Below are 14,159 nucleotides of genomic sequence, written 5' to 3'. Positions count from 1 at the left end.
GACCTTCTGCACGAGGCACCGGCGGGTCACCCGGCGAGTCCCTGTGTGAACTGTGCACAACCTCTGTGGAACTCACCGATTCCGCTCGGGGTGTATACAAGCGCCGGGACTCGAGCGCCGTTCACTGCGGCTGTACGGAACCGCGCTCGAGCGCAGGTAACGGCCGTACCCGTCGGTCAGAACGCGCTTCCTGTCGGCAATCGCTGCGCTGGGCTCTTCCTTGTCGGGACGGCGAATCCCGCTTGAATGCAGGCCGAGGCCCGATCCCAACGCACGGACAGTCGCTGCACCCGCATGACGCCGTTCTGGGACGACCGTTCCCGGTCGTCGAGTTCGCACAGGAAGAGATCGACGCCGCTCATCAGGAGCTGGCCGCCGTGCTGACGCGACGCTGGGGCGCAGCGAAGAGGGTCGACCTCGCGCCGTACCTGGAGGACGAGGACGCCGAAGAACCCATGGGCCAGCTCTGCAACGACATGCTGGTCTGACAGCGCGAGTCGGACTGACTCGCGATCGGCCAGGCGGACGCGGAGTTCCCCCTCCAGCTGCTGGCGGCAGCCGGAACGACCACGCTGTTCGCGTGCGATCGCCGAGCATGCCGCCTGTGCACAACCGCCTGCACACCATGCAGAAGGTGGCGGCGTGAACGCAGCCCTGTCCGTGGGCCGTTCGGGTTCAGCCGAGATCCACTGTCGCGGTGACGGTGTCGCCATCGATGGCGGGTGCCGCCGCGGCCAACAGCTTTCGGGCTGCCGTGTTGTCGATCGTGGTGACCGCGTGGATGCGCCGTGCGCCGATCGCGGCGGCGGCCGTGCGCAGCTGCTCGGCGATGGCTTTACCGACGCCTCGCCCGCGCTGGGAGCGGCCGATCCACACGCCCGCTTCGACCCCGTGTTCGCCGGGTTCCAACCGCGCGGCCCCGACCACCCGGCCGTCCACGGTGATCACATACGTGTACTCGACGGGTGCGTCCGGTCGCAGCGCGCGACCTCGATGGAAGTCGAGGAACGCCTGCTCACTGACCGCGTCCCAGCCGGTCGACCCGGCTACCGGCGGCATCACCTCGAGCGGATCGGCATCGGCGACCGCCGCCGCCAACAGCAGCCGCAGATTCTCCTCCGTCAACGCCTCGAGCCCCACCACCTCTGGATTCCTGTGCACAACCGCGAGCCTCCACGATCAGCGACAACGCGGTCAACGGATTTCCGCCCGGGGTGTCCTTCCGTCGCGTCGCCCCCGACCATGCTCCGCTTGCGGTCGATCGAACCGACCACTCGACGTATTTGTGCCTATCGAACCCATGCTCGCCGTAGGCGGTTGTCGGTGCTCGACGGGCACTGTGCCGTGATTGTCGGTCCGGATGAATTGATGGCATTGCGCTAGGGACGGTCTGCGGCGTGTCGATGCGTACGTGGAGTGCTGCTGCTGGTCAAGCACGTTTCGTCGATGTGCGGGGTGGATTCGAGTGGTGGCGCAGACCGGGCTGTTGGGCGTGGAGTCGAGCTGTGGACGGCTGTGCGCAACTGACGGGCCGGGTGAATTTATGACGTTGCGCTAGCGGCCGTCTGCGGCGTACGTGGGCGTTGCTGCTGGTCAGAGGCGTTTGGTTGATGTACAAGGCGGATTCGACTGGTGGCGGGGACATGGACGTCGGGGTGTGGAGTCGAACTGTGGACCGCTGTGGGTAACTGTCCGGCCGGATGAGTCATCGATACTGCGGTCGAGATCTTCTGCTGCGGTACGGGGTCGCCGCGGACCCAGGTGCCCGCTGGTCAGGTTCGTCTGGTCGAAGGCGGCGGTGATGATGTGCCCGCTGTGCGGGGCGGATTCGCGTGGTGGCGCGGGCTCGGGTTCCGGATGTGGAGTTGAACTGTGGATGGCTGTGCACAACTTCGGGTGCGGGTGTTCGCGTCGGTCAGGTACCCGGCGGAGGGGGATCCGTGTTGCGGGTATGAACGTCGGATTGCGGTGTGGGTGTGCGGGGTTCGTGGCGTGGCGTCCGCATGCGGCGGACCGCGGCTGGGTGGGGCCGGGGGACTGCTGCGTCGGTGCGGGGATCACGGCATTTTCGCAGGCTACGATGACCGGGCCGATGGTCGGGGGACCCTGGGTGGGAGAGGACGGAATGCTGCGCGCTGGTGAGATCTTCGCCGGATACGTGGTCGAGCGCCGGCTGGGCCAGGGCGGGATGGGGTCGGTGTATCTCGCGCGGCATCCGCGACTGCCGCGCCGGATCGCGTTGAAACTGCTCAGCTCGAACCTGCATGCCGACAGTGAGATGCTGGCGCGGTTCGAGCGCGAGGCGGAACTGGTCGCGCGGCTCGACCACCCGAACATCGTCGCGGTGTACGACCGCGGTTTCGACGACGACACCCGCTGGATCTCGATGCAGTATGTGGACGGCACCGACGCGGGCGCGCTCGACCCGCGTTCGCTCGCGCCGCGGCGCGCCATCCAGATCGTCGCCGAGACGGCGAAGGCCCTCGACTACGCGCACGCCGTCGGGGTGCTGCATCGGGACGTGAAACCGGCGAACATTCTGCTGGCCCGGGCAACGGCGGGCCAGGACGAACGAATCCTGTTGACGGACTTCGGCATCGCGCGCCTGCGCGACGAGTCCCAGCAGTTGACCCGCACCGGAATGTTCGCCGCGACCCTGGCGTACGCGTCCCCGGAGCAGTTGTCCGCCGCCCCCGTCGACCACCGATCCGACCAATACGCGCTGGCCTGCACGCTGTTCTGGCTGCTGACCGGCACGGCCCCGTTCGTCGCGGACAGTCCGGCGGGCTTGATCGCGGGTCATCTGCATCAACCGCCGCCTGCGGTCGGCGACCGGCGACCGGGCTTGCCGTCCGCACTGAACGCGGTGCTGGCCAAGGCATTGGCGAAGACCCCGGACGAACGATTCGCCTCCTGCACCGAGTTCGCCACCGCGGCCCTGCACGCCATCGCCGACCCCGCGGCGAACGAACTCTCCGCTCCGCCGACCACTCCGCAAGCCTGGGTGCCGCCCGCCGAACCTCCACAGCGACAAGCCAGTTCGCCCGTATCAGCAGGCGACGCCCAGGCGGAAACCCGAACAGCGAACTCAGCGGCCGCGCCGCCCTCGCCGCCACCTGAACCTCGCGAGAAACCTGGACCGACGCCTCCGGAAACCTGGTCTGCACCAGCCCAAGGCGCACATCTCCAAACCCGTCCCGTCGACCGGTCGACGACGCTGCCCAGCGACCAATCGCACCTGCACGCAGATTCGAGCCGAACGCATTTCGCGCCGGTCCCGGAATTGCTGAACACCCCGGAGGAATCCGCACGCTCGGATTCATTGCGACAGACGTCGGATGCGTTGTCCCGGACCGAGGTCGATACCGCACGACCTGCGACGAGTCGCACGCTGCGGCGGACAGGGATCGGTGGCTCCGTGCTCGTGGTTGCGACCGCGGCGGTGGTGGGGGCGGTGTGGGCCTTCGGTGGGTTCGAAGGCGGGCATAAAGCTCCTGGCGACGCCACCGCGACCATCGAGTGGGCCGGTGCGATCGCGCCGGGGACCGGCGGAGCGCCGAGAACCGTTGCGCCGCTGGCGCAGATCGACGCGCAGGGGCAGGAGCGGCCCAAGGCGGCAGTGGCCGCCGACCCTGCCGGTGACGGCAAGGCGACTTGCGCGCCCGTCACTATCGCGGCGACCGGGCCCACTGGCCCGGGCCGTTATACCTACGGTGCCGTCAAGCTGGCGGTGGACCGGTTCACCAGGGCGAATCCGGGGTGCACGGTCACGGTGCGGGAGGTCGACACCGCGGGCGGCGCGGCGGCGCTGACCGCCGGGCGAATCGTGCAGGACCAGTCGACCGTCGCGCTGGTAGGTCCGATGCTCTCGGACGAAATCCGCACCGTTGGTACAGTTTTCGACAACGCGGGACTACCGTTCCTGACCCCGTCGGCCACCGACCCGACGCTGTCCACCAACGGCTGGTCCAGCTTCTTCCGTGGTTTGGCCGCCGATGACGTGCAGGGCGCGGCACTGGCGAAATACCTGGTCGGCACCGCGCATTTCCGCAAGATCTGCGTCGTCGAGGACAAGTCGGGGTATGGCAGGAGCTTGGCGGGCAGCGTCGTCGCCGGCATTGGTGCCGCGGCGGATGCGCGGTGTGGCGCGGAAATCGCGAGGGGCGAACGCGGTTTCGCCACCGTGGTCGCCGATATCGCCACCGTGCAACCGGACGCGGTCTTCTATTCCGGACTGTACGAAGAAGCCGCCGAACTGTTGCGACAGCTGCGCGGAGCGGGTGTCACCGCACCTTTTGTTTCCGCCGAAAGCACCGTGACCGCGGACTTCGTTGCCGCGGCTGGCGATTCGGCGGGGGGCGCACTGATCTCCTGTTCCTGCGGACCGGTGATCGGTCGGTTCGCCGCCGACTACGAGGCACTCAACGGTCAGCCGCCGGGCCCGGGCTCCGCCGAAGCCTATGACCTGACCACCATCGTGCTGAAGGGTATCGCCGCCGGCCAGGCCACCCGTCCGAAACTCCTGACCTACCTGCACAACTACGAGGGCGCCGGTTTGGCGCGCACCTATCGCTGGACCGCTACCGGGGAGCCGGCAGGCCCGCACATCTGGCTCTACAAGGTCGACTGACTCCGGCGACCGATTAGTTCCGGTGCGCCGAGTCGTCTGCACGGAAGAAGGACACCTGCCGCGTCGAATCGAAGGAGGACCACTGTGCTCGACCTGAAACCGGCCGGTGCCACCGTGATCGAACTCCTGAACGCCACCACGGACGAGCAACTGGACCGGCCCACCCCGTGCAGCGAGTACACCGTCGCGCAACTGATCGGGCATATCCGCGAGGTTGCGGTCGGGTTCGCGGCGATGGCGCGCAAGGATTCCGATCGTCCGGATGATCCCGCCGGCATCCCGGGCGTTTTCGATGCCGCGCGCCGTCGCGAGACAGCCGAGCTGGTCGACGCGCTCACCGTGGCCTGGGACGCACCCGAAGCCTGGCAGGGCACAACGGCACCGTCCCCGGATGTGGCGCTGCCGAACGAGGTTTGGGGCAGGATCGTGCTCACCGAACTCGTGGTGCACGGCTGGGACCTGGCCAGGGCCACCGGCCGCCCGCTGGAGTTGCCCACCGCGACCTTGCGGGCGTGCCTGGACCACGTGGTCGATTTCGTGCCGAAAGCTCCGGTCCCGCAACTGTGGGGACCCGCCGTGGACACCTCCGACGATGCCGCCCTGATCGATCGAATCGTCGCTGTCACCGGCCGTGACCCGCGATGGCCCGGAACTGCGTCCGGGCACTGAACGCCGGCGAACCGAGCGCTACCCCGATCGAAATCGGGTGCTGGGCAATAACTGTGCGGTGACCACGGCGAATCCACCTTCGCCACACCGAGTTCCGTCCCTCGATGTGCATCATCCACATATAGTCACTTATGGTCGGCTGGAACCTGATACACCTCCGATCTTTTCAGCCGCATGGGACCGAGGTGCGTGACCGGCCTTACACCGTATGGAGCTCACTGTTTTGACCACGTCGCAGACCACCGCAGCCACCACCACCGCACTGCCGGGCGCCTGCCCGGTGCAGCACGGATCGCCGATCGACACCGATGGCCCCCGGGTGCTGCTGCATACCGCCGAGTTCGCGGCCGACCCGCACCGCGCCTACGCCGAGATGCGCGAGCGCTACGGCTCTTTGGTGCCGATCGAGGTGGCGCCGGGCGTCCCCGCGACGCTCGTGGTCGGCTATCAGGCCGCGCTGCGCATCTTGAACGACCCGGAGCACTTTCCGGCCGACCCGCGCACCTGGCAGCAGAACATCCCCGAGGACTCGCCGGTCAAGCCGATGATGGAGTGGTACCCGAACGCGCTGCGCAACAGCGGTGCGGCACATGCCCGCTACCGGCACGCCTACACCGCGGCCATCGACGGAATCGACCTGCACGCACTGCATTCCACCGTCGAGCGAATCGCGATCCCGCTGATCAACACGTTCTGCCAGGCGGGCTCCGCGGATCTGGTGACCCAGTACGCCTTTCCGCTCGTGTTCGAGGTGCTCAACCAAATGGTCGGCTGCTCGGCCGAATTGGGTCAGCGGGTGGCGACCGGCATGGCCGCGCTCTTCGACACCGTCAACGCGGCGCAAGGCATGCAGATGCTCAGCGAGGCCCTGATGGAGCTGATCCAGCTGCGCCGGGCCGAACCCGGTGACGACGTCACCTCACGGCTGGCGCACCATCCGGCCGGGCTGGACGATGTGGAGATGCTGTCGCAGCTGATCAGCTTCTACGGGGCGGGCATCGAACCGCAGCAGAACCTGATCATCAACACGCTGCTGCTGATGGTCACCGACGATCGCTTCGGCGGCGATGTGCTCGGCGGCAGCCTGTCCACTCGGGACGCGCTGGACGAGGTGCTGTTCAACGATCCGCCGATGGCGAACTTCTGCACGTCCTATCCGCGCCAGCCGATCCTGATCGACAACAACTGGCTGCCCGCGCATCAGCCGGTGCTGATCAGCCTCGCGGGGTGCAACAACGATCCGGAGATCCGCGGCGGTGACCGTACCGGTAACCGCTCGCACCTGGCCTGGAGCGCCGGACCGCATGCCTGCCCTGCGAAATCCGTCGCGTACCTGGTGGTGCAGGACGCCATCGATCAGCTGCTGGATGCGCTGCCCGAGATGCAGCTCGCCGTCCCCGTCGCCGAATTGAGCTGGCGGCCGGGGCCTTTCCACCGCGCGCTGGCGTCGCTTCCGGTCATTTTCCCCAAGTCCCCTCCGTTGAACATGATGTAAGGAGCGTCCGATGGAGCATGAACCACTGGTCCTGGACACGACGGGTGTCGATATCCAGGGCGAATCCGCCAGGATTCGCGCGCGCGGACCTGTAGCCCTGGTGGCGTTACCCGGCGGCGTGCCCGCGTGGTCGGTGACCGATGCCGTCCTGCTCAAGACCCTGCTGGCCGACCCGCGCGTCTCCAAAGACCCGCGCAGGCACTGGTCTTCGTTCATCAACGGGGAGATCACCGAGGCTTGGCCGTTGTTGCCGTGGGTGGCGGTGGACAACATGTTCACCGCCTACGGCACCGATCACCGCCGGCTGCGCCGGCTGGTCTCGCCTGCGTTCACGCACCGGCGCAGCACCGCCCTGCGCCCGCGCATCGAGGAGATCACCAGCACGCTGCTCGACGCGCTCGCGGCGACACCGCCGGGCGAATCGGTCGACCTGCGTGCGCGTTTCGCGTATCCGGTACCGATCCAGGTGATCACCGAGATGATCTGCGTGCCCGAACATCTCGGCCCCGGCCTGCACAAGTGCGTCGACGGCTTCTTCGACTCCTCGTTCACCGCCGCGCAGGCCCAGGCCAACTACCTCGAAATGTACGGTCTGATCAGCGAATTGGTCGCGTTCCGCCGCACCACGCCCGGCGACGACGTGACCAGCGTGCTGATCGCCACCCGCGACGAGGACGGTTCGCAACTCGTCGAGAAGGAACTCGTGGACACCCTGATGCTGGTGATCAACGCCGGGCACGAGACCACCGTGAACCTGCTCGATCAGGCGATCTTCGCGCTGCTGACGCACGACGACCAGCGCGCCGACGTGCTGGCCGGCCGGGTGCCCTGGCCGGAGCTGGTGGAGGAGACGCTGCGGTACGAGGCACCCGTCGCGCACCTGCCGCTGCGCTACGCGGTCGAGGACATCGAGCTCGGCGAGATCCGAATCCCCAAGGGGGAGGCCATTCTCGCGTCCTACGCGGGCGCGGGCCGCGACCCGCAGGTACACGGCGCGACGGCCGACACCTTCGACGTGCACCGGGTGAACAAGGAGCACCTGTCCTTCGGGCACGGCGCGCATCACTGCATCGGCGCGCCGCTGGCTCGGCTCGAGGCCACGGTCGCCTTGCCCGCGTTGTTCGAGCGGTTCCCGAAGCTCAGGTTCGCCGTGGACCCGGCCGAACTGGAACCGGTCGGCAGTTTCATCTCCAACGGCCACCGCACCTTGCCGGTGTACCTGACGTAGCCGCGGATCGAATCGCGCACGCACCGGCGTGCGCGATCCGGTGGCAGGTCAATCGAGCGTGCAGATGGCGTTGGCCTGTGGCGCCTGCGCCGCCCGCTCGGTGCGCACCGTGCCGTCGACGGTGATACGGCAGATCAGGTCGGCGTCCTTGCCGCCTTGCGCGGTGAGCGTCAGCAGCACGTCCTTCTGCAAGGTCAGGACCTCCTTGGACCACGGCGAGGCGACCTTGGTCTCGGAATGCGGACCCGCGTCGTCGATGTAGTGCAGCCGCGGCACCGTTCCGGTCGACGAGATGACCTCGTAGCGCACCCTTTTCGGGTCGGTGGGCAGTCCCGTGCGGGTTCCGGTGGGTGGCACCGTCGTCGGCCGGGCGGGTTGCGACGTCGCCTGCACGGCGGTGGCGGAGCCGCTCGCGTCCTTGGTGGCCACCACGGCGGCCGTGGCCACGCCGCCGCCGACCACGAGCGTCACCACGATGAGCAGCACCCACAGCCAGGTCGGTAGTCGCGGCGGCCGGTCCGCCGGTGGGTGCTGCGGGACATGCGGTGGGGTGGTCATGGTGCGCCAATCGTTTGGACTGCGGCCGCGCCGAGGCCAGGAGAACCGGGTTCCGAGTCGGTCGGCGGGGGTCTGCCGCGCTGGACAGTACTGCGCGACGCGCCACCACGCATCCGCAGGAACCGCTATGCCGACGGCCTCGGCGGCACCACGAGTGCGGTGAGCAAAGCCGCGGAAAGACTTTCGGCATTGGCGTGATCGTCGACCCAGGAGCGCGTGGTGATCGTCATGGTGTGCGGTGCGGGCGCGCCGAGGCAGTGCGGGGCGAGTGCGGTGAAGAAGGCGTCGGGGTCGAGCAGGGATTCCGGGGTGTGCACCCCGGGCGAAGTGGGCAGCATACGCGCGGCGACGGCCAGCGGGACGCCCGTGATCTCGGCCATCGACAGGCCGGGGACCTGCCCCAACGCGGTCGCAGCGGTCGCGGGGACACCGGCGCGGGTGCCGCTGAGCACCGCGAACATCGGCGGCGGCGCACCCGGGCGCAGCACACTCGCCGGGCGCGCGGGGGCGCGGCGTTCCACCGCTTCGACGATGCGGGCGGCGCTGTTCGCCGAGAGGAGCCGGTGATCCACGCTGTAGCGCAGGGCCGAGAGCAACGCGATGGTCCAGCGCTGACCGATCACGAGGTTGACGTTCTCCCGCGCGTGCGGATGGCCGCGGTGCAATGTGACCGCCTCCGGATGACCGAAGGTCCAGCCGCGCGCGGGACCGATGCCCGGGTAGTGGAACCTGCGTTGCTCCAACGCGGGCCGATCGACCATCCTGCCGTTGCGCAGTACCCGGATCGTGCCGGTGATCTGGTGGATCCCGTGTGCGACAGCCGCGTTCGGAGTCCCGGCTGTGGCCGCCGGCGGCGCGGATCCGGCGATGTTCCACCCGGTGATGATGTCGTCCACGGTGTCGAGTTCGCGGGCGGCGGTGCACGCCAACAAGTTTGCGATGCCCGGACTCGCACCCATGCCCACCAGCGCGGTGACCCCCGCCTGCCGTGCCGTCTCGTCCAGATCGAGCATCTGCAGGGTCGGTTCCCAGTCGTCACAGATGTCGACGTAGTCGCGGCCCGCGGCGATCGCCGCGGTCAGAATCGGCACGCCGAACCGGAAGAACGGCCCGACCGAGTTGGCCACCAGATCGCAGTCCCGCAGTGCCGCGGCCAGGGCGGTTTCGTCCAGCACGTCGAGGCCGATGCCGGATACCTTGGGCCCCAAGCGATCCGCGACGGCGTGTGCATTGCGTTCGTCGAGGTCGGTCACCACCACACGCTCGACCGCGCCGTCACCGGCGAGGACCGCGGCGGTGACCCGTCCCATCTGCCCCGCGCCGCCGAGCACCAGAATTCGCATTGCTCCCCTTCCCCGGACTGCCCACCATCGTGACAGCAGCGCCCGGTCCTGGCCACCTAAGGCAGCACATCGGCAGTACTGTGGACGGCATGGCTCAGGACCCGGTGCGGTTGCGCCGTCGGATCAACAAACTCAACGGGCTGGTAAAGCTGTTGCAGAAACTGGGAATCTCGTTCAGCGAGATGCACATCCTGACGGTCCCCGGCCGTCGCACCGGTGAACTGCGGACCGTCCCGCTGTCGGTGCTTCCGATCGCCGGCGAGCGCTACGTGTTCCAGGCTTACGGGAAATCCGCCTGGGTGGCCAATGTGCGCGCGGCGTCGACCGTCACGTTGTCCCGTGGCCGACGCTCGTCGGTGGTGCGGATGGTGGAATTGCCTGTGGCAGAACGTCGTACGCTGCTGCATGACCATGTCGCGCACGGCCCGGCCCGGTTGGACGAATGGTTCGTGAAGACCGGGCTGGTCGCGGAAGCGACCCCGGCGGCGCTGGCCGAAGCGGCCGAGCGGATCGCGGTGTTCCGCATCGAGTCCGCCTGACCGTTTCCCAGGTGACCGAGCGCTGATTCCGGCAATTGTTTTCCGGAACCGGCGGCTGCTGTCGCTGATCAAAATCCCGGTGTCCAGCGGGTATCGTTCCCTCGGCTGCTCGTCTCCCGGAAACAGTGCCCCTATCGCCTGACGCGATTCTCCGCATATTCCGGCGCAGTGAAATTGCCGAACGCATACGCGTTGACAGTCCCTACTCATTCGGAGGCGTCATGGATTGGGATCAGTGGCAGGAAAGCTGGGACCGGCAGCAGGAGTTCTATATGCCCGACCGCGAGGAGCGGTTCCGGGTGATGCTCGACATGGTCGAGGCCGTGGCCGGACCGGCGCCGCGGGTGCTCGACCTGGCCTGCGGCACCGCGACGATCAGCAGGCGGCTGTTCGCGCGGCTACCCGAGGCGACCTCGGTCGGCATCGATCGGGATCCGGCCCTGCTCGCGATCGCCCGCGGCACCTTCGCTGACGACCCCCGGATGACCTTCGTGACCGCCGACATCAAGTCGCCGGACTGGATGTCGCAGCTGCCCGACGAACCGTTCGACGCGATCGTCACCGCGACCGCGCTGCACTGGCTGAAGGCCGAACCGCTGGTCCGCCTCTACGGTGACCTCGGCAAACTGCTCCGTCCGGGTGGCATCTTCCTCAACGCCGACCACATGCCCGACCCGAGTACACCGCTGTTGAACGCCCTGGATGAGGCGGTGCAGCAGGCGCATCAGCAGCGCGTCACCGAGGCCGGCACGCTGAATTGGGCGGATTGGTGGGTGGCCGCGGCCGCCGACCCGCAGCTCGCCGCCGACGTCGCCGCCAGCCGGGAAATCCTGAGCATCCACGTCACCGGCGAGACGCATCCTGCCGAATGGCATCTCACCGAACTGCGCGAAGCGGGCTTCCTCGAAGCGGGCGTGATCTGGCGCTCGGTCACCGACGCCTTGGTGGCCGCCATCCGCTGACCCAGAAAGGGGTTGGCTGCGCGTGGGTTGCGCGCGACACTGGGGAAGTGAGCAGTCGCCTCCGGGAGCGAACGTATGAGCGGATGCTCGGGCTGGCCGCGGCGGGCCTGAGCACGACCGATCTGATCGATGAGGCGGCGGTGCTGCTGGCCGCGGCGGTGCCGCACGACTCCGGTTGCTGGCACACCACCGACCCGGACAGCATGGTCGAGACGGGCTATCGATCGTTCGATATGCCGCCGCCTGATGCCGAGGTGGCTCGGTTCGCGTACCTGCCCGACGACTACAACTCCTTCGTCGCCCTCGCGCTCGGCGAACGGCACAGCGGAGTGCTGAGCGAAGAGACCGGCGGACAGCTGGACCGCAGCATTCGCTATCGAGAACTGTTGCGCCCCAACAACATGACCGGCGAGCTGCGCACCGCGCTGGTGATCGATGGTGCCTGCTGGGGCAATATCTCGCTGTTCCGGGAGCGGCCGCACGATTTCACCACCGACGAACGCGATTTCGCGCACGATCTCGCCGCCGTGCTCGGCCGCGGTTTGCGCACCGCGGGCGTGCTCGCTCGCTCGGCGCCCGACAACGAGCTGCGGTGGCCCGGCGTGCTGGTGCTCGATGCGGCGGGACAGATCCTTTCGATTTCACAACCCGCGCGGTCCTGGCTGGCCGAACTGGGTTCGGCCGACGACGCACTGCCGTTCGCGGTGCTCGCCCTGGCCGAGCGGGCGCGCACCGAACAAGAGGCGTCGGCCCGGGTGCGCGGGGGCACCGGGCGGTGGGTGTCGTTGCATGCCTCGGCCACCGATACCCAGGTCGCGCTGGTCTTGCAGGCCGCGCATCCCGGCGTCGTCGCGCCGCTGCTCTACGCCGCCTTCGGGCTCACCGCACGGGAACGGGAAGTCCTCGAGCTGGTCGTCCAGGGCTGCAGTACGGGCGAGATCGCCGAACGGCTGTTCATTTCGCCGCTGACCGTCCAGGCCCATCTCACCGCGATCTTCGCCAAAACCGGCATCCGCAGCAGACGCCAGCTCACCGGCCTGCTGTACGGGCGCGACTAGGTCGGAAATACGAGAAATCTGCGATAGTCCGGGCACTCGGCCGTCCGTAGCGTCCTTTGCACCAGGTCCCGGGAGGTGGACCGTTCCGGTGGGAAGGGTGATTTTGGATGTCGATGGCCGGACACGAGGTGGGCTCCGCGGGCGGAGTCGTCGAATTGAATGTGCTCGACCCGGCGTTCCGGCCGGATTCGGCGGAGGTCGCCGCCGCTCGCGCCGCGAACTGGTACGCCCGCACGCCGATCGGGTTCGCGGTGTTGCGGCATCGCGAGGCCGCGGCCTTGCTCGCGGACCGCCGCGTGCGCTGGGGTGGCGTGGAATCCCTGGCCGCGCAGGGAATTACCGCCGGGCCCGCGGTGGAATGGATCGGCTCGGTGCTGCCGAGCGTCGAAGGCGCCGATCACACCCGGTTGCGGCAATTGGTGAGCAAGGCATTCAACCGAACGGCGGTGGACCGGTTGCGACCGGTAATGCGGGCGGTCACCGAGGAACTCATCGCGCCGATCGTCGTGGCGGGTGAGTGCGAGTTCATGGCGGACTTCGCGGACCGCTATCCGGCCCGGATTCTGTGTGAGCTGCTGGGTGTGCCGCGCGAACGGTGGGAGGACTTCCGCCGACTGCCGAGCGAAATCGGTTTGCTGTTCAGTGTTTCCGCGGCCGCACAGCTCGACCGGATCGAGACCGCCCTGGCGACATTGCACGAAGCGATCGATGAACTGATCGAGCAGCGCCGCACCACCCCGTCCGACGATCTGCTGACCGATCTCATCGCGGCCGAGCAAGCGGGCGAACGTCTTTCACCGCTCGAATTGCGCGCCATGACGAGTGCGCTGCTCTTCGCGGGACAGGACACCACCCGTCAGCAGATCGGTCTGGCGATGCAGATCTTCCTCGACTATCCGGAGCAGTGGCGGATGCTGGCCGAGGATCCCTCGATCGCACCCCGGGCGGTCGAGGAGATCATGCGGGTCGCGCCCGCGGTCAACACGATCTGGCGGATGACCGACGAGACCATCGAATTCGAGGATCTCACCATTCCGGCGGGCAGCTTCATCAACATGCTGACCAATGCCGCGAACACCGATCCCGCCGTATTCGGCGCCACCGAATTCGATATCACCGCAACCAGACCCGCACCACACCTCATGTTCGGCGGCGGTATCCACTATTGCCTCGGCGCACCACTGGCCCGCGCCGAGATCGCCGAAGCCCTCCCGATTCTGGCTCGCCGGCTGCCGCACCCCGTCCTCGCCGCCCCCAGCCGACCCGGCCCCACCCTCGGCCCCACCGGCCCACTCACCCTGCCCCTGCGCTTCGAACCCCCGACCCCATGATCGCGGGCAGCGCCTTCAAAGGCCTGGTCAGCGACGACCACAGCGGGATCGCGAAAGGTTCGGGGGCGCTTTACTCTTCGGTGCGGTGGCGGGACAGGAGGGTGCGGAAGATGCGGAGCCGGGAGGCGGAGCGGGTTGTTTCCTCGACCTGCGGTCTGGATCGCGGGCGGGTCGGCCAGGGTCTGCCGGGTTCGCCGAGCACGTCGCGCTCGTAGACGAGGTACCAGTGTTCGTGGTCGGGCATGGCCGCCTCCTCGATGTCGGGACGCGTAGTGCGTACTGGACCCGAGCGTTGCCGAGACCGGTCGTTCGAAGCAACGGCCGGTCACGGTTTGCACGCGCAGCG

Annotated in this window: 13 protein-coding genes; 9 read left to right on the top strand and 4 right to left on the bottom strand. The window is 68.1% G+C overall.

Going from position 1 to position 14,159, the window contains the following annotated elements; translation table 11 throughout:
* The first annotated feature begins 242 nt into the window (after positions 1-242).
* Positions 243-488 carry a hypothetical protein gene (locus TY25_RS07560; RefSeq protein WP_052382861.1) on the top strand — a complete coding sequence of 82 codons (246 nt, stop codon included), beginning with the start codon at positions 243-245 and terminating at the stop codon, positions 486-488.
* A gap of 187 nt (positions 489-675) precedes the next feature.
* Here TY25_RS07560 and TY25_RS07555 read toward each other — a convergent pair whose 3' ends face one another.
* The gene (locus TY25_RS07555) at positions 676-1,161 is read right to left on the bottom strand and encodes a GNAT family N-acetyltransferase (RefSeq protein WP_226887093.1); all 486 of its coding nucleotides are present in this window, start codon (positions 1,159-1,161) and stop codon (positions 676-678) included.
* A 949-nt stretch (positions 1,162-2,110) separates the two neighbouring features.
* On the opposite strand from TY25_RS07555, the gene TY25_RS43915 reads away from it, so the two are divergent.
* The 4 genes from TY25_RS43915 (at position 2,111) to TY25_RS07530 (ending at position 8,022) form a co-directional block, all read left to right on the top strand.
* On the top strand, positions 2,111-4,630 hold the full coding sequence (locus TY25_RS43915) for a protein kinase domain-containing protein (protein ID WP_342448101.1): 2,520 nt from the start codon (positions 2,111-2,113) through the stop codon (positions 4,628-4,630).
* An 84-nt stretch (positions 4,631-4,714) separates the two neighbouring features.
* Entirely contained in the window at positions 4,715-5,299 is a 585-nt protein-coding gene (locus tag TY25_RS07540) for a TIGR03086 family metal-binding protein (protein WP_042255089.1), read from the top strand.
* A 208-nt stretch (positions 5,300-5,507) separates the two neighbouring features.
* Positions 5,508-6,794 (top strand): cytochrome P450, encoded by a 1,287-nt coding sequence (locus TY25_RS07535; protein ID WP_042255088.1) that lies wholly within the window; start codon positions 5,508-5,510, stop codon positions 6,792-6,794.
* Positions 6,795-6,804: 10 nt separating this feature from the next.
* Positions 6,805-8,022 carry a cytochrome P450 family protein gene (locus TY25_RS07530; protein ID WP_042255087.1) on the top strand — a complete coding sequence of 406 codons (1,218 nt, stop codon included), beginning with the start codon at positions 6,805-6,807 and terminating at the stop codon, positions 8,020-8,022.
* Between the two features lie 48 nt (positions 8,023-8,070).
* Here the strand turns inward: TY25_RS07530 and TY25_RS40380 are convergent, their stop codons facing one another.
* A complete protein-coding gene (locus TY25_RS40380; RefSeq protein WP_052382859.1) occupies positions 8,071-8,580 on the bottom strand; it encodes an MmpS family transport accessory protein in 510 nt (169 codons plus the stop codon).
* A gap of 125 nt (positions 8,581-8,705) precedes the next feature.
* The gene (locus TY25_RS07520) at positions 8,706-9,923 is read right to left on the bottom strand and encodes a saccharopine dehydrogenase family protein (RefSeq protein WP_042255086.1); all 1,218 of its coding nucleotides are present in this window, start codon (positions 9,921-9,923) and stop codon (positions 8,706-8,708) included.
* Between the two features lie 89 nt (positions 9,924-10,012).
* On the opposite strand from TY25_RS07520, the gene TY25_RS07515 reads away from it, so the two are divergent.
* The 4 genes from TY25_RS07515 to TY25_RS07500 all read left to right on the top strand — a co-directional run bounded on the left by TY25_RS07515 (position 10,013) and on the right by TY25_RS07500 (position 13,813).
* Positions 10,013-10,462, top strand: a complete 450-nt coding sequence (locus tag TY25_RS07515) for a nitroreductase/quinone reductase family protein (RefSeq protein ID WP_042255085.1) — start codon at positions 10,013-10,015, stop codon at positions 10,460-10,462.
* Between the two features lie 221 nt (positions 10,463-10,683).
* Positions 10,684-11,424 carry a class I SAM-dependent methyltransferase gene (locus tag TY25_RS07510; RefSeq protein ID WP_042255084.1) on the top strand — a complete coding sequence of 247 codons (741 nt, stop codon included), beginning with the start codon at positions 10,684-10,686 and terminating at the stop codon, positions 11,422-11,424.
* A gap of 47 nt (positions 11,425-11,471) precedes the next feature.
* Positions 11,472-12,482 carry a helix-turn-helix transcriptional regulator gene (locus TY25_RS07505; RefSeq protein WP_146154104.1) on the top strand — a complete coding sequence of 337 codons (1,011 nt, stop codon included), beginning with the start codon at positions 11,472-11,474 and terminating at the stop codon, positions 12,480-12,482.
* A gap of 107 nt (positions 12,483-12,589) precedes the next feature.
* Complete coding sequence (locus TY25_RS07500) at positions 12,590-13,813, top strand: cytochrome P450 (protein WP_052382857.1); 1,224 nt, start codon at positions 12,590-12,592, stop codon at positions 13,811-13,813.
* Positions 13,814-13,883: 70 nt separating this feature from the next.
* Here TY25_RS07500 and TY25_RS42475 read toward each other — a convergent pair whose 3' ends face one another.
* Complete coding sequence (locus TY25_RS42475; RefSeq protein WP_156055054.1) at positions 13,884-14,057, bottom strand: hypothetical protein; 174 nt, start codon at positions 14,055-14,057, stop codon at positions 13,884-13,886.
* Positions 14,058-14,159: the final 102 nt, after the last annotated feature.

It is taken from the genome of Nocardia brasiliensis NBRC 14402 (genome assembly GCF_000308475.2).
Classification (GTDB): Bacteria; Actinomycetota; Actinomycetes; order Mycobacteriales; family Mycobacteriaceae; genus Nocardia; species Nocardia brasiliensis.
This window is presented reverse-complemented; position numbering and strand designations above follow the sequence as displayed.

Excerpts from the sequence above, each read along its gene's own strand:
- TY25_RS07510 (WP_042255084.1), top strand. The coding sequence starts at position 10,684 with ATGGATTGGGATCAGTGGCAGGAAAGCTGGGACCGGCAGCAGGAGTTC.
- TY25_RS42475 (WP_156055054.1), bottom strand. The coding sequence starts at position 14,057 with ATGCCCGACCACGAACACTGGTACCTCGTCTACGAGCGCGACGTGCTC.
- TY25_RS40380 (WP_052382859.1), bottom strand. The coding sequence starts at position 8,580 with ATGACCACCCCACCGCATGTCCCGCAGCACCCACCGGCGGACCGGCCG.
- TY25_RS07500 (WP_052382857.1), top strand. The coding sequence starts at position 12,590 with ATGTCGATGGCCGGACACGAGGTGGGCTCCGCGGGCGGAGTCGTCGAA.
- TY25_RS07535 (WP_042255088.1), top strand. The coding sequence starts at position 5,508 with ATGGAGCTCACTGTTTTGACCACGTCGCAGACCACCGCAGCCACCACC.
- TY25_RS07520 (WP_042255086.1), bottom strand. The coding sequence starts at position 9,923 with ATGCGAATTCTGGTGCTCGGCGGCGCGGGGCAGATGGGACGGGTCACC.
- TY25_RS07515 (WP_042255085.1), top strand. The coding sequence starts at position 10,013 with ATGGCTCAGGACCCGGTGCGGTTGCGCCGTCGGATCAACAAACTCAAC.
- TY25_RS07530 (WP_042255087.1), top strand. The coding sequence starts at position 6,805 with ATGGAGCATGAACCACTGGTCCTGGACACGACGGGTGTCGATATCCAG.